We start from the raw sequence: 14,703 nt of genomic DNA, 5'->3' as shown, positions 1-14,703 counted from the left end.
CTCTTCGGATCGCCCGGCGGGGAGGGGGCACCTGAAGAGTTTTGCGCCGCGGCGTCGAACGACGAGGGAAGCTATGAACGGAATCGCGGGGAAGACGGCGCTGGTTACGGGCGCGGGGTCGGGGATCGGTCGGGCCTCGGCGCGTCGCTTCGCGGCGGAGGGCGCGAACGTCGTCGCGGCGGACATCGCGACGGCCGAGGGGAGAGAGACCGTCGACCGGATTCGCGACGCCGGCGGCGACGCGACCTTCGTCGAGGTGGACGTCGCGGACACCGACTCGGTCGAGAACATGGTCGACGTCGCGGTCGAGACGTACGGGAGCCTGGAGTTCGCGCACAACAACGCCGGCATCCTGACCGACTTCGTCGACGTGACGGGGATATCTGAGGCGCGCTGGAACCGGATCATCGACGTCAACCTCAAAGGCGTCTGGGCCTGTCTGAAGGCCGAGCTTCCGGTCATGAAATCGCAGGGCGAGGGGGCGATCGTCAACACCGCGTCGGAGGCGGGGCTGGTCGGGATGCCCGGGCTCTCCAGCTACTCGGCGAGCAAACACGGCGTCGTCGGCCTGACGAAGTCGGTCGCGCTCGAACACGCCGAGCGCGGGATCCGGGTCAACGCGGTCGCCCCCGGGCCGACGAAGACGAACATCCAGTCTGGGCTGCTCGGTGACAGACCCGGCGGCTCGACGCCGTCGCTCCGCGACCGTCTCCGAACCGCGCTGCGGCTGATCCGAACCGCGATTCGGACGGTCCGGGCCGACTACGACACCTCCGCGATGCGGGACGTACCGATGGGTCGGATCGCGGACCCCGAAGAGATCGCCGGCGCGGTCGCGTTTCTCTGCTCGTCGGACGCCTCGTACATCACGGGCCACACGATCCCGGTCGACGGCGGGCAGGCGGCCGATTGAACCGCGCGTCCGGCGAATCGACTTCGAAACGGGCGGAACCCGACGCGGCCGGCGGGGGCCGTCCGGGGCGTGACGGTTTTCACGTGACGGACCGTACCTCGGCCATGACTCGCACGGTAGTCGTCGCCGGCGTCGGTCCGGGACTCGGGGAGTCGCTCGCGCGGAAGTTCGCGGCGGAGGGGTGTCGGGTGGCCCTGTTCGCGCGCTCGACGGAGTACATCGAGGAGCTCGCGGCCGACCTCCCCGACCCGGGCGAGGGGCTCGCGGTCACGACGGACCTCACCGACGTCGACGCGATTCGGGAGGGGTTCGAGACCGTCCACGAGGCGTTCGGGCCGGTGGACGTGCTCGTCAACCACGCGAGCGCCGCGTCGTGGACCGGCCTCATGGACACGAGTGTCGAGGCGTTCGAGGAGACGTGGGCGGTCAACGGCCGCGGCGCGTTCGTCTGCTCGCAGGAGGCCGTCGACGACATGCTCGAAACCGGCGGCGGCACGGTGATCTTCACGGGCGCGACCTCGGCGGTGCGGAGCCGCGGCGGCGCGATCGGGTTCACGGCCGCGAAGTTCGCCGCCCGCGGGATGGCGATGGACATCGCCCAGGAGTTCGGCGGCGAGGGCGTCCACGTCGCGCACGTCGTGATCGACGGCCAGATCGATTCGCCCGACGCCCGCGAGCGCCAGCCCGACCGCGAGGCAGAGACGTTCCTCGACCCCGACGAGATGGCCGAGACGTACTGGCACTTCGTCGAGCGGGACGACGTCGGCACGCAGCCGTTCGAGGTTCATGTCACGAACGGCCCGAACCCCTCGGAATTCATCTGACGACGCGGTCGGGTGCGGTGGGGCGGCCGGAAACACCGGTCAGAACGTGATGACTTCGTAGTCGTCGTCGACGAGCGACCGAATACTCGGGTGGCCGTCGTACTCGGCGAGGGTGGCCAGCCCGGCGTCGTCGACCGCGTCCGCGACGCCGAACGCGCTCGAACAGAAGTCACAGACCGCGGCGTCGTCGCGGACCGCCTGGTACAGCTCGTGGTAGTCGCTCTCCTCGTCTTCGAGCTCCGGGATCCACTGCGTCCCGGCGCCGTCGAAGATCAGCTCCAGCTCGTCACCGTCGGTCTCCGCGAACTCCTTCGCCGCTTCGAGGGCGTTCGCGAGGCGTCCGTAGTCGGCGTGCGACTCGTTGCCGGCGAGGATCACGATTGCTGCTTTTGCCATCGTGCTCCGGCGTAGTTCGGGGACGGAGAAAACCCGTCCGCGGCTGTGTGTTTGGATCGTCGAACCGGTCACGACGGCGAGCGGACGGGCATCGCGCGGCGCCGGGCGGACCGCCTTCACCAGTCGCGCGACACCGGCGTCTCGCTCGCGTCGACGTTCTCCAGCAGCCACGACGCGGCGCCGTCGAGCGCGTCGTCGTCGGTCGCGGTCACCTTCAGCCGGTTGTGGTCCGCCTCGCGGTCGGGGTAGCAGCCGACGGCGACGTCGAACCGGTCCATCGCCTCCGCTAAGGCGGCGATGATGTTCGACTCCGGCTCGACGGTGTAGAGGAACCGCGAGCGCCGGTCGCCTCCGAACTCGTCGGCGACCGTCTCGAACGTCGCCTTCAGCTCGTCCGGGATCCCGGGCATGACGTACGCGTTCTCGACGACGCAGCCCGGCGCGAGCCCCGCTTCGGTCACCAGCGGGCGGCTCCCCTCGGGGACCGCCGCCTCCGCCGCGACGTCGACGTCGAACTCGCGGTCGGGCACCTGCTCGCGGATCGCGGCCAGCCGGCGCTCGACCGATTCGCGCGTGAGCTCGGTCGGGGCCATCTCGCGGTCGAACGCGTCCGCGACCGCCTCCATCGTCACGTCGTCCGGGGTGCTGCCGATCCCGCCCGTGACAATCACGGCGTCGAAGTCGGCGGCGTACTCCCGGACCCGGTCGGCGATCTCGGCCCTGTCGTCCGGGATCGAGAGGATACGCGGCACAGCGACGCCGCGCTCGCTCAGCTCCGCGGCGAGCCAGTTCGCGTTCGTGTTCACCGTGTCGCCCGAGAGCAGTTCGTCCCCGACCGTGATCAGCGCGACCTCCATCGACGCGTCGTAGGGTCGGCCGACGGATGTACGTTTCCCGCCCGAACAGACCCGAATAATGATGAGGGTCCGCGGCCTCGGTCCGGAGGTGACGCGCGACACCACGCGCCGCGCGGTCCTCGCGAGCGTCCTCGCCGCTGGGACAGCCGGGCTGGCGGCGAGCGACGCGGCCGACCTCCTCGACTCGTTCGGCCCGCTGTCGGGCGAGGCGTGGGACGCCGCCGACCGGTCGCTCCCCGAGACCGTCGAGAGCCCGCACGGGCCGGCCACGGTCGCCCGCGACGAGTTCGGCGTCCCGCAGGTCGAGGCGGACGCGGAGCCCGCGGCGTACTTCGCGGTCGGCTACTGCCAGGCGTTCGACCGCCTGTTCGCGATGGACCTCCAGCGCCGCGCCATGCGCGGCCGACTCTCCGAGGTCGTCGGGGAGGCGACGCTGGACAGCGACGAGTTCAACGTCGCGATGGGGTTCGCCGACGCCGCCGAGGCCACCTGGGAGGTCGTCGCCGAGACGCGCGCCGGCCCGCTCGTCGAGGCGTTCGCCGACGGCGTCAACGCGGCGATGGAGGACCTGCCGCTCCCGCTGGAGTTCGAGCTGATCGGCTACGAGCCGGAGCCGTGGACCCCTGTCGACTCGATGCTGATGGAGAAGCAGATCTCGTGGACGCTCACCGGGAGCTTCAGCGAGCTGCGGCGCGCGCTCGTCGCCGACCGCCTCGGCGCGGAGCGCGCGGAAACGCTGTTCCCGACGCGGTACGACCACGAGTACCCGATCCTCGACGGGACGGAGACGCGGCTCTCCGAGGCGACGGCGACCGAAAGCTCCCGCGCCGTGAACCAGCGGCGGTCCGCCTCGGCCGACCCCGTCGACCCCGCGCTCACTGACTGGCTCTCCGGCTTCGAGTCGCCGACGGGCGTCGGCTCGAACAGCTGGGTCGTCTCGGGCGAGCACACCGAGAGCGGAACGCCGATACTCGCGTACGACCCGCACCTCTCCTTACAGGCGCCGCCGCTGTGGTACGAGCAGTCGGTCGAGACGCCCGAGCGGTCGGTCCGGGGCGCGACGTTCTCCGGCGTCCCGTTCGTCATCGCGGGCGCGAACGACCGCGGCGCGTGGTCGTTCACCAACCTCGGCGCCGACGTGCTCGACTGCTACCGGTACGATATCGACGACGCCGGCGACCGCTACCGCTACGACGGGGAGTGGCGCGAGTTCGAGGTCGACCGCCGCGAAACGATTCCGGTCGCGGGCGGCGAGGACCGCGAGCTCCGCGTGCGCCGCACCGTTCACGGCCCCCTGATCGAGCGCGAGGGGCGGACGGTCGGCGTGGCGTGGACCGGACACACCGCGACGCGCACGACGACCGCAATCGAGGCGTACGGGCGCAGCGAGGGGATCGACGACCTCCTCGAAGCGACGCGCGACTTCGACCTCCCGACGCAGAACCTCGTGTACGCGGACGCCGACAGCCGGACGCTCTACTACGCGACCGGGCGGCTGCCGATCCGCCGGACCGACGGCGAGGTCGTCGACGGCGACCGGATCTTCGACGGCTCCGCCGGCGAGGGGGAGTGGTCGGGGTTCGAGCCGTTCGGCGAGTCCTCGTGGGAGGGGTTCGTCCCCTTCGAAGAGAAGCCGCACGCGATCGACCCCGAGGTCCTCTCGACGGCCAACCAGCGCCCGATCGACGATCCGACCCACTACGTCGGCGTCGACTACGCGGCGCCGTACCGCGGCGAGCGGATCGCGGAGCGGCTCGACGACAGGATCCACGGCGGAACCCCGACCGACCCCGACTTCCACCGCGCGCTCCAGAGCGACGTGCGCGACGGGCGCGCCGCCGAGCTCGTCCCCGAACTGGTCGCCGCCGTTCGCGACCGGCCCGACCCCGCGGCGTCGCTCGTCGACGCCGCCGACGCCCTCGACGAGTGGGACTACCGGATGCGGCGCGACTCGCGCGCCGCGCTGATCTTCGCCCGCTACCTGCCGCACTTTCGCGAGCGCGTCTTCGGCCCCCTGTTCTCCGACGCCGACCTCGGCGAGTCGTACTACCCGAGCGACTGGACGCTCGCGCGGCTCCCCGACGACGACCCGCTGTTCGACGGACGCCCCCGGGGCGCCCTCGCGGTTGCGGCCCTTCAGGACGCGCTGGACGAGATCGCCGAGGCTGGTTGGGAGACGTACGGCGACTACAACACCACGCGGGCGATGAACCACCCGCTCGGCGGCGAGGCGCCGTTCCTGAACTACGAGGAGCTGCCGGCGGACGGCTCGCCGGCGACCGTGAAGAACTACCGCGTCGAGTCCGCGGTCGGGTCGAGCTGGCGGATGGTCGTGCGGCCGGGGACCGACGCGACCGCGGTCCTGCCGGGCGGCAACTCCGGCGACTACTTCTCGGAGCACTACGACGACCAGCTCCGGCGCTGGCTCGACAACGACCAGCGCCCGATGCCGCTCGGCGCCGGCGGCGAGCCGGCGGTGCGGTTCGAACCGACGGAGGAATCGGAATGAGCGACTCTACCTCCCTCTCGGGCCGCGTCAGGACGGATCCGCGACTCCACGCGGTCGCGCTCGCCGGTGCGCTCGCGGTCGGCGTCGCGCTCGCGTCGGTCCACTGGCTCGGGCTGATCGCCGCAGGCGCGCTCGCCTCGCTCGCGGCGCCGACAGTGCGTCGGGGGGCGGGGTACGCGCTCCTCGCCGGCGTCGCCGTCCTCGCCGCGTTCGCGGTCTCGCTCGGGCCGGCGGTCGGCCCCGCGTCGGACATGTTCCCGGTCGTCTACGTCACGGTCGGCGCGGGGCTGGCGCTGCCGCTGTTCGGGTCGCTCGCGCGGGCCGTGGTGACGTGAGAGTTAGTCGAGGCGTGCCAGATCGGTCACGGTCTCGTCGGTCTCGACGTCGCCCGTGTTGCGCGTCTCGCTCGGCTCGAAGAGGAGGATTTCGGCCTCCGGCTCGGCGACTGGGAGGTGTTCGGTCCCGCGCGGGACGATCGCGAACTCGCCTTCCTCCAGCACGACATCGTCGTCTTCGCGGAACTCGATCCGGAGCCGCCCCGCGTTGACGAGGAACAGCTCGTCGGCGTCTTCGTGCTGATGCCAGACGAACTCGCCGTCCGCCTTCGCGAGCTTCACCGCCTGCCCGTTGAGCTCGCCGGCGAGCCGCGGCGACCACGTCTCGTCGAACGAGTCGAACGCCTCGGCGAGGGACACCTTCTCCATACCGACTGTCGGCGGCGGAGCGGTAAAATCGCTGCCCACCGGGGCCGGTACGAGCGACCGCGGCCGCAACTGACGGGGATGGCGATGGAAGTATATACCGCTCCGGAACGGTCCGGACATCTCTGCCGTCCGCGATACCACACATATAAGCGCTTACGAGGGGTCTCGACGTGCCGCGACGTATGGCAGCGACTCACGCGGACGAGGGGAGCGATCCGATTCGGGCGGCGCGGGCCGCGCTCCGCGTCGAGCGGCGCCGCGTCGTCGACGAGCGCGAAGCGTTCCGGGCGTTCCGCGGCCGCGTGTCGTCGATTCCGAGCGAGGACGGGAGCGTCGGACCGTCGGACGCCGCGTCGCCGGACGCGTTCGGCGGCGGCGCGCTCGGCGGGGCGACGCCGGATCCCGGAACGGTGCGGGCGTCGCCCGGCTCCCGGCTCGTCGCGGTTCGGGACGCGTACCGGGCCACCGTGATGTCGGTCCCGCACTACGCCGAGGAGTACGACGACACCTACGAGCGGAGCGTCGCCGAGGAGTTCGGTCCGGAGCTCGCGTACGCGCTCACCCGCACGGACTGCTTCCGCGGGGCGTACAAGCGGTCCCTGCTGAGCGCCGCCGAGACCGCGATCGAGGAGCGGGAGGCGTTCCTCGACGCCCTGGAGTCGGAGACCGAGTCCGTCGAGCGCGCGGAGTCGCGGCTGGAACCGATCCGGACAGAGATCGAGGCGATCGACGACGAACTCGGCGGCGACGACGCCGAAGCGGCGTCAGTCGGGTTCGGCGCGCTCGACGCCTGCCGGACCCGGATCGGGGCGCTTAGAGAGGACTGCGACCGCATCGCGGCGCGCCGCCAGCGCGTGCTCGCAGATCACGAGCGCCGGCTCGCGCTCGGCGACGAGCTCGACCTGCCGGGGTACTGCTACCAAGACCTCGACATCACGTATCCGGTCCTCGCCGCGGTCGGAACCGTCGGCGACCGCCTGGAAGCGCTCCGGGTGCGGATCGAGCGAGCGATGACGCGGGCTCGCTGATCAGTCGGTTCGATAGAGCATCCGAGATCGCATGTGTTTCACTCGGTCGCGATATATACGGACGCGCGACGGTATTTATAAACACAGGCGGGCCGGCTGTGAATCCCCGAATTCTCAACCACTCGTTTATAAATCGCTGGCAGTGGACCCACGGCGAACGTCTCCAGAGCCTCAGCAGCTCATTTATAAATCGCTGCTCGCAGATTGGTGGCGAACTCCGCCAAAGCCCCAGCCGCGAGGGCCGCGCACACTCGTTGCGCTCCTCGCTCGCGCTGCTCGCTGCGGTGCTTACGTCGTCTGCGCGGCCCTCGCGGCTGCCCCTTTGAGTCCCACCCCGCACCGCTCCGCACCTCACGCCTCCCCAGCCTCGTCAGTCGCCCTCGCTCCGCTTCGGGCGACTGACTCCCTCGCGCGTGCTCCTCGCGGCCGCCGGGGGCGGCCGCTCGCAGGCACGCGCCACCGTAGTTTGTTTATAAATGGTGTCACTGCCGTTCACGATTCTCTATAAATCGCATCCGTCACTCGGCGTTTTTCGTCGAGATATCCCACCCGGTAACACCAGTGTCCGCGCCGATTCAAGTCCCTACGCAACGTAGACCGAGGTATGACGGATGAATCCGAGAACGGCGGCGACGACCCGAACGCCACGCCGGGGATCCACCACGTCACCTGCGTGGCGGGCGACCCGCAGCGGAACCTCGACTTCTGGGTCGAGACGCTCGGGCTCCGGCTCGTGAAGCGCTCGATCAACCAAGACGACCCCGGGACGTACCACTTCTTCTACGGGGACGCGGAGGGGACGCCCGGCACCAGCATGACGTTCTTCCCGTGGACGGACCTCCCCGACGGCGAGGTCGGCGCCGGGCAGGTGTCCCGCACCGCGTTCCGCGTGCCCGAGGGGACCCTCGACTACTGGGAGGCGCGGTTCGACGAGCGCGGCGTCGACTACGACGACCGCGAGGAGCGATTCGGCGAGACGGTCCTCCCCTTCCGCGACCCCGACGGGCTCCCGGTCGAGCTGGTCGAAGTCGAGATCCCCGACGACGACCCGACAACGGCGTGGACCGCGTTCGTCCCCGAGTCGGCCGCGATCCGCGGGTTCCACTCCGTGACGCTGTGGCTCGACGACGCCGAACGCACCGAGCGGCTCCTCGAAACGATGGGGCTGACCGAGACCGAGTTCGAGGCCGACGCCGCGACGGGGAACGACCGAACTCGCTTCGCCGCGAGCGGCACCGTTGGCAAGTACGTCGACGTCGTCGAGACGGACCGGAAGGGCAGTTCGGGGCGCGGCACGGTCCACCACGTCGCGTTCCAGACGCCGACCGACGCCGACCAGTCCGCGATGCGCGACGCCGTCGCGTCGATGGGTCTGCGCCCGACCGAACAGATCGACCGCCACTGGTTCCGCTCGGTCTACTTCCGGGAGTTCGCGGGCGTCCTCTTCGAACTCGCCACCGCCGACCCCGGGTACGCGAGCGACGAACAGCTCGACGAGCTCGGGGAGCGCTTAGTGTTGCCCGGGCGGTTCGAGGACCGCCGGGACGAGATCGAGGCCGGTCTCGCCGACGTGACGGTCCCGCGGTCCGACGCGGCGTTCGCGGCGAACCGTGCGGATTGAGAGAGTCCACGCCGAACGCGGTCCCCCGCCCGAGACCGATCCTTCTAATCGCGCGGCGCCGAACGCCCTCCCATGACAGAGGACCTCGGCACGCCGGTGCTGGATAACCATCTCCACCTCGACCCGCGACACGGCCGCGGGATCGAGGCGGTCGAGGAGTTCGCGCGGCTCGGCGGGACCCACCTGCTCGTGGTGAACAAGCCCTCGTGGCTGCTCGGCGTCAAGCCGGACGAGCCGGCCGACTTCCGGGCCGTCTTCGAGGAGACGCTGGAGACGGTCGCGGCCGCGACGGAGGCCCTGCCGGGTCGCGCGTGGCCCGTCCTGGGCGTCCACCCCGGCCTGATCAGCCGGCTCGTCGACGAGCGCGACTTCTCGCCCGACGAGGCCCGCGACCTCATGCGCGGCGGCCTCGAGGTCGCGAGCGAGTACGTCGCCGACGGGGACGCGGTCGCGCTGAAGTCCGGGCGGCCCCACTACGACGTGAGCGACGCGGTCTGGGACGCGTCGAACGCGGTCACGCGCCGCGCGTTCGAGCTGGGCGCCGAGGTCGACTGCGCCGTCCAGCTCCACACGGAGGCCACGGAGGACCTGACCGACCTCGCCGCGGTCGCCGAGGAGGTCGGCCTCGACCCGTCGAAGGTCGTCAAACACTACGCGGCCGGCGAGCTGGCGGGGGTCACGCCGAGCGTGATGAGCGACAAGGAGCGGCTGGAGCGCGCCGCCGAGGCGGGGGAGCCGTTCCTGATGGAGACGGACTTCGTGGACGACCCGGACCGACCGGGGATGGTGCTGGGACCGAAGACCGTCCCGCGGCGGGTGCGCTGGCTGCTGGATGAGGGGCACGACGAGGCGGTCCGGCGGGCGCACGTCGCAACCCCCCGCGCGGTGTACGGGATCGACACCGAGGCGACGCTGGAGAGAGAGGTCTGATTCCGGGATTCACGCGGGTGAGACACGGTCTCGGGCGGCGATCGATAGGAAAGGCATTTGAGTAGTCCGGGCGACGTACGGGACATGACCGACGACGACGCCGTTGAAACGTTCTATACCGACGAACGCTGGCAGAACTGGCTCGACCGGCTGGCCGAAGAGGAGATCGACCCCGAGAACGAGGACTCGGCCCGGCTCCTGCTCAACCTTCAGGACGACGCCGCGATCGCCGTGGTGAAGGTGCTGGCCGCGTTCGACGACGGCCGCATCGACGAGGACCGCGCCGTCGAGGAGGTCCGCGACATCCGCGAGATCGTCCTCGCCGACGTCGAGTTTGACGACGAGGACAAGGTGATGCTGATCGACGGCGTCCAGACCTCGCTCGTCCCCGTCTTCTACGCGGCCGAGGAGTACGTCGTCGGCGGCGTCGTCGAGGGCGACGTGAGCGAGTTCGTGCGCGCGGCCGCCGAGGCCGAGGAGGGCGACGACCTCGACGCCGCGCTCGGCTACGTCGTTCAGGCCGGCACGCGCGTCATCGACGGCGAGGCGCTCGACATCGAGCTCGTCGAGGACCTCGAATACGGGCTCGTCTCCGAGTGGGTCAACGGGCTCGACTCCCTCCAATCGGCCATCGAGGACCCGGAAGTCGTCGAAGAAGAGGACTAAGCGGGGTCGACGGACCCGCCCCTGTCGGGCCGCTCGAGGTGAAATGTTTTCAGCGCACGTAGCGTCCGGTCCGTATGGTCTCTCTCGCGGCCGGACTGGCGATCGCGCTGCTCGTCGTCTGGACGGCCAGCTCGTTCGTCCCGCTGGTGCCGGGCGGCGTCCTCGCGGCGCTCACCGTCGTCGGCTACGCGTCCACCACCGGGTTCGCGGAACCGAGCCTCGCCGTGGTGGTCGCGCTCGTCGTCGTCTCGCTGCTGGCCTCCGCCGCGGACGTCGCGTCGGGGATGGTCTCCGGGAGGCTCGGCGGCGCGTCGACCCGGACCGTCGTCGTCGGGACGCTGGTGGGAATCGCCCTCCTGATCCCGCTCGGCCCGATCGGGCTCGTCGTCGGACTGGGCGGCACCGTCTTCCTCGCCGCGCTCGACGAGCACGACGGCGACACGCGCGAGGCCGCTCGGCAGGCGGCCTACGCCGTCGTCGGCGCCCTCGCCAGCGCGTTCGTCCAGGCCGTCCTGCTCGCCGGCGTCACGGTCGCGTTCGCGCTGGCGGTCCTGTGAGGCGACCGGGAGCGCGCCGCTCCGGCCTCCCCTCACGCCGCCACGGAGAACAGCAGCAGGTTGTGCGCCGCCGGACCGAGCCCCATCGCGGCGACGAATCCGAGGAGGAGGTACCCCTCCGTCGGTTCCTCGCGGATGTACGCCGCGAACAGCCACACGACTGCGCTCGCGACGGCGAGCTTCACGAGGAGGAACAGCCACCCCTCGCCGATCACCGGGAGCGACGGGAGTCCGCCGATTTCGAGCAGGATCCGCGAGACGGGGGTGCGCTCGCCGAAGCCGAGCTGGGTCGTCCCGACCGCGGTCGAGACGCCGTCGAGCGCGTGGCCGAACACCGCGAGGGCGCCGACGGACCCGGTTGCCGCGGCCTCGGGTCGGAAACGTGTCAGTCCGACCCAGGCGGCGCCCGCGATCGGGAGGGTGAGCGCGAACGCGACCGCCGACCAGCGCACGCCGGCGGGTGAGACCCCGGCCCCGAGGGCGACGGCGACGACCGGGACGAGGAGAAGGACGCCGGCGGCGGCGAGCGTCGCCGCGATCCGGTCCGGACGGTCGGCATCGACCGCGAGCCACGCGTCGGCGGCGAGCCACGCCGCGCCCGCGAGCACCCCGACCGTGAGGTAGACGGTCGGCGAGCCGGCGAACGGCGCGAGCGAGGACGGGAGCGCGTCGACGACGTAGAGGACGTGAGCCGCGGAGCCGAGCGCCATCCACGGGGCGAGCGCGAGGACGCGCCGGGCGGTGACGGAGGGGCGCCGGCGCCGGAGCGCGGCGACGACTCCGCCGGTCGCGAGCAGGACGACGAGGAGGTGGGGGAGGGGGGGAAGCGTCGTGCCCGCCGGGAGGAGGCCGCCGACCATCAGACGGACAGGACGGGCTGGCTCGCGTACAGGAGGACGTACTCCGCGGCCTTCCCCAGCACCTCGCCGGGGTCGCCGGAGACCGGCTCGCGCGGGACGACGATGAAGTCGGACTCCAGCTCCTCGGCGGTGTCGAGGACGACGCTCCCGGGGTGGACGGTCTTCACCGACGTGGAGAAGCCGTAGGCGATGGAGTTGCTGTGGGGGACTCCGGCGGCCTCCGCGCGGCGCGCGACGGAGTCGGTGAACGCCTCGGAGTCGTCGGCCACCTCGCTCTCGTCGACCACGCCGTGGTCGATGGCGCGGACGACCTCCTCGTCGAGGACGTACAGCGCGTGGACGCTCGCGCCGTACTCGCTCGCGAGCGCGATGGCGTAATCGACCGCCTCGTGCGACTCCTCGCTGCCGTCGACGGGCACGAGGACGAGGTCGATGTCGAGATCGGTCATACCCGACCCGTCGGCGGGGGAGGTCAAAAAGCCCGCCCCAACGGCGTGGTCGGGTGACCGCGCGGCTCCGGGGTCGACGCGGTACCTCGATCCGCGCGATTCCGTCCTGTCGATCCGGTTGAATCCGTTTTTCAGACGAATTCTCGCCTGAAACGGCCGGTCGCTGGAGGGTGTTTTTTGATCGGTTGCGGGAGTAGGTGTAGTATATCGTGAGTGAGGCCATTTATAAGGAGAGTTGTGGTGTTGTTGTCGGCTTTTTATAAGTGATCACCGCTGCTGGGATGGCGACCTCCAAAGCCCCAGTCGCGAGGGCTCGCGCGCCTTGCTGTCGTTCGAAAGGCGCTTTGCGCCTTTCGTGATGACGAGACGCCTCCGGCGTCTCGAACCACGCTCCTCGCTCGGTCACTGTCGCTCCCTCGCTGCGGTGCTTGCTGCGGCGTGCTTCGCCCTCGCGACTGCCCCTTTGAGTCCCGCCCCGCACCGCTCAGCACCGCAGCCTCACGCCTCCCCAACCTCGCCGCTCACGCCCTCCGGGCGTTCGCGGCGTCCCTCGCGCGTGCGACTCGCGCCCTCCGGGCGCTCGTCGGCACGCGCCACCGAACCGCCTGCCATTTATAAGCGTTCGTCGCCGTCGCTCACGGTTGTTTAAATACTACATCGCTGTTACCGATCTGCGACACATACTCCCGCTATCGCTCGTCGCTACCCCTATAGTGAGCGATCGAGCGCGAGAGATATCGAATCCTGAGCATTTCAACGAATCCGCGGGCTCAGAAGTCGGGGAGTTCCCGCTGGCCGGCCTCCCGGCGCTCCGCGGGCGGGACGTTCGTCGCGACGATCTCGTCGACCGCGTCGCGGTTGTCGGCGTCGCTGTTGATCGCGCGGGTCGCGTCCTCGCGGTCGACGCGGAACCCCGCGTCGGCGTACGCGTCGTACATCACGCCGCTGTTCGAGAGGACGACCCACACCCCAGAGTCGTCGAGCTCGCCGGCGACGTCGAGCAGGCGGCGCTGGTCCTCGCGGTCGAACCCGGAGGCGCTGTACTCGTTGAAGTTCGCGGTCGCGCTCATCGGCTCGTAGGGCGGGTCGAAGTAGACGAGGTCGCCGGGCTCGGCGGCGTCGAGGACGTACGCGAAGTCCCCCTGTCGGATCTCGGCGTCGGCGAGCAGATCGCTCGCGCGGCGGACCCGGTCGCGCTGGACCCAGTCGGGGTCGGCGTACCGGCCGATCGGGACGTTGAACCCGCCGTCCGCGTTCTCGCGGTAGAGCCCGTTGTAGCAGGTGCGGTTGAGGTACAAGAGGAGCGCGGCCTCCTCTATGGGGTCGAACTCTCCCTCGTACGGCCGGCGGTTGAACCGCGCGCGCTGCTGGTAGTAGTAGGCGTCCACCTCCCTGCCGCGCGCGGTCTCCTCGGCGTACGGGAGCTCGGGGTCGGGGTCGCTCTCGGGGTCGTCGAACTCGGCCAGCCGCGAGAGCAGCTCGTCGGGGCGGTCGCGGACCTGCTCGTAGAAGTTCACGAGCCGCGGGTTCGCGTCGTTGACCGTCGCGCGCGACGGTTCGAGGTCGAAGAAGACGGCGCCGCCGCCGACGAACGGCTCGTGGTAGCGGCCGAACTCCGACGGGAACCGGGCGTACAGCTCGTCGAGCAGCTGCCGCTTCCCGCCGGCCCACTTCAGGATCGGCTCGGCCATGGCTGTCGGGTGTCGCCCGCGCCCGGGGATAAACGTCCCGGGCCGCGTCCGCGATGATCGGCCCCGAGCCGCCGCGCGCTCGGCCGACCGCGATGATCGGCCCCCGAGCCACCGCGCGCTCGGCCGGCCGCGACGGTCAGTCGACCGCGCCGGTCAGTCGTCGGAGGGCTCCGCGTCCGGCATCGGGAGGTCGTCGACGTGGCCCGCGGCCTCCTCGAAGTTGGGGCCGGGCTCGATGGTGCCGGCCTCGCGGTCCCACTCGATGTAGCCGGCCTCCTCTAAGGCCGGCAGGTGCGTCTCGCGGAGCTCGGCGGCGATCTCGTCGGCCCGCCCGCGAACGCGCAGATCCGCGACCGTCTCGACGGTGCCGTCGGCGAGGCCGGCGACCACGCGTCTGCGCTCCGGCGCCGAAACGACGACCGTTGGGTCGGTGGTGGGAGTGTCGAGTGTCATTGTGTGTCTCTGTCCGTATCTACGAGAACAGTCGAAGCGAAATAAAAGCACCGCCGAGTCGCGGCCCGAAAAGTCTCCCATCGCTCCCCCGATAGGTGGATTCGACTCCCAGACCACGAGCGCGGTCCGCGGCGGCCGACTCCCCGCGACCGGGGGTTCGCCGCCGTCACCGAGTTCACCTCACAGATTTCTGAGAGGTGAACTAATGAATACCATGGTACAGTTTACACCGCATGAACAACCGT

At 70.6% G+C, this 14,703-nt stretch carries 16 protein-coding genes; 9 read left to right on the top strand and 7 right to left on the bottom strand.

The features are described 5' to 3' along the window. Nucleotides 1–73 precede the first annotated feature (73 nt). Both J7656_RS06360 and J7656_RS06355 read left to right on the top strand, forming a co-directional pair. Complete coding sequence (locus J7656_RS06360) at nucleotides 74–913, top strand: SDR family NAD(P)-dependent oxidoreductase (RefSeq protein ID WP_017344457.1); 840 nt, start codon at nucleotides 74–76, stop codon at nucleotides 911–913. Between the two features lie 104 nt (nucleotides 914–1,017). Beyond that, complete coding sequence (locus J7656_RS06355; protein ID WP_017344456.1) at nucleotides 1,018–1,737, top strand: SDR family NAD(P)-dependent oxidoreductase; 720 nt, start codon at nucleotides 1,018–1,020, stop codon at nucleotides 1,735–1,737. 39 nt (nucleotides 1,738–1,776) lie between these two features. On the opposite strand, the gene J7656_RS06350 is transcribed toward J7656_RS06355, so the two are convergent. Then, nucleotides 1,777–2,133: a DsrE family protein gene (locus J7656_RS06350; protein ID WP_017344455.1), complete on the bottom strand. Its 357-nt coding sequence runs from the start codon at nucleotides 2,131–2,133 to the stop codon at nucleotides 1,777–1,779. A gap of 116 nt (nucleotides 2,134–2,249) precedes the next feature. After that, the gene (locus J7656_RS06345) at nucleotides 2,250–2,990 is read right to left on the bottom strand and encodes a competence/damage-inducible protein A (RefSeq protein WP_017344454.1); all 741 of its coding nucleotides are present in this window, start codon (nucleotides 2,988–2,990) and stop codon (nucleotides 2,250–2,252) included. A gap of 88 nt (nucleotides 2,991–3,078) precedes the next feature. Between J7656_RS06345 and J7656_RS06340 the strand changes: the two genes are divergently transcribed. Next, entirely contained in the window at nucleotides 3,079–5,499 is a 2,421-nt protein-coding gene (locus J7656_RS06340) for a penicillin acylase family protein (protein WP_211554413.1), read from the top strand. After that, complete coding sequence (locus J7656_RS06335; protein ID WP_211554411.1) at nucleotides 5,496–5,834, top strand: hypothetical protein; 339 nt, start codon at nucleotides 5,496–5,498, stop codon at nucleotides 5,832–5,834. Before J7656_RS06340 ends, J7656_RS06335 begins: the two co-directional genes overlap by 4 nt. A gap of 3 nt (nucleotides 5,835–5,837) precedes the next feature. On the opposite strand, the gene J7656_RS06330 is transcribed toward J7656_RS06335, so the two are convergent. Beyond that, complete coding sequence (locus J7656_RS06330) at nucleotides 5,838–6,203, bottom strand: cupin domain-containing protein (RefSeq protein ID WP_211554409.1); 366 nt, start codon at nucleotides 6,201–6,203, stop codon at nucleotides 5,838–5,840. Between the two features lie 182 nt (nucleotides 6,204–6,385). Here J7656_RS06330 and J7656_RS06325 point away from each other — a divergent pair, with 182 nt between their 5' ends. The 5 genes from J7656_RS06325 (at nucleotide 6,386) to J7656_RS06305 (ending at nucleotide 11,005) form a co-directional block, all read left to right on the top strand. Next, entirely contained in the window at nucleotides 6,386–7,231 is an 846-nt protein-coding gene (locus J7656_RS06325) for a DUF7260 family protein (protein WP_017344450.1), read from the top strand. Between the two features lie 604 nt (nucleotides 7,232–7,835). After that, nucleotides 7,836–8,852, top strand: coding sequence for a ring-cleaving dioxygenase (locus tag J7656_RS06320; RefSeq protein ID WP_017344449.1), 1,017 nt, complete (start codon nucleotides 7,836–7,838; stop codon nucleotides 8,850–8,852). A gap of 72 nt (nucleotides 8,853–8,924) precedes the next feature. Then, a complete protein-coding gene (locus tag J7656_RS06315; RefSeq protein ID WP_017344448.1) occupies nucleotides 8,925–9,782 on the top strand; it encodes a TatD family hydrolase in 858 nt (285 codons plus the stop codon). A gap of 84 nt (nucleotides 9,783–9,866) precedes the next feature. Continuing rightward, on the top strand, nucleotides 9,867–10,448 hold the full coding sequence (locus J7656_RS06310) for a DUF2150 family protein (protein WP_017344447.1): 582 nt from the start codon (nucleotides 9,867–9,869) through the stop codon (nucleotides 10,446–10,448). 74 nt (nucleotides 10,449–10,522) lie between these two features. Then, nucleotides 10,523–11,005: a DUF456 domain-containing protein gene (locus J7656_RS06305; RefSeq protein ID WP_017344446.1), complete on the top strand. Its 483-nt coding sequence runs from the start codon at nucleotides 10,523–10,525 to the stop codon at nucleotides 11,003–11,005. Nucleotides 11,006–11,037: 32 nt separating this feature from the next. Here the strand turns inward: J7656_RS06305 and J7656_RS06300 are convergent, their stop codons facing one another. The 4 genes from J7656_RS06300 to J7656_RS06285 all read right to left on the bottom strand — a co-directional run bounded on the left by J7656_RS06300 (nucleotide 11,038) and on the right by J7656_RS06285 (nucleotide 14,458). Next, entirely contained in the window at nucleotides 11,038–11,865 is an 828-nt protein-coding gene (locus J7656_RS06300; protein ID WP_211554407.1) for a DUF63 family protein, read from the bottom strand. After that, complete coding sequence (locus tag J7656_RS06295) at nucleotides 11,865–12,314, bottom strand: universal stress protein (RefSeq protein ID WP_096395667.1); 450 nt, start codon at nucleotides 12,312–12,314, stop codon at nucleotides 11,865–11,867. Before J7656_RS06295 ends, J7656_RS06300 begins: the two co-directional genes overlap by 1 nt. Nucleotides 12,315–13,084: 770 nt before the next feature. Further along, nucleotides 13,085–14,005 (bottom strand): DNA adenine methylase, encoded by a 921-nt coding sequence (locus tag J7656_RS06290; protein ID WP_211554405.1) that lies wholly within the window; start codon nucleotides 14,003–14,005, stop codon nucleotides 13,085–13,087. A 153-nt stretch (nucleotides 14,006–14,158) separates the two neighbouring features. Then, nucleotides 14,159–14,458 carry a DUF7344 domain-containing protein gene (locus J7656_RS06285; protein ID WP_017344442.1) on the bottom strand — a complete coding sequence of 100 codons (300 nt, stop codon included), beginning with the start codon at nucleotides 14,456–14,458 and terminating at the stop codon, nucleotides 14,159–14,161. Between the last annotated feature and the right edge of the window lie 245 nt (nucleotides 14,459–14,703).

Origin of the sequence: Halorubrum ruber, from assembly GCF_018228765.1 — an archaeon.
GTDB lineage: Archaea > Halobacteriota > Halobacteria > Halobacteriales > Haloferacaceae > Halorubrum > Halorubrum ruber.
The sequence above is the reverse complement of the archived record's forward strand: the minus strand, read 5'-3'. Positions and strand labels throughout refer to the sequence as shown.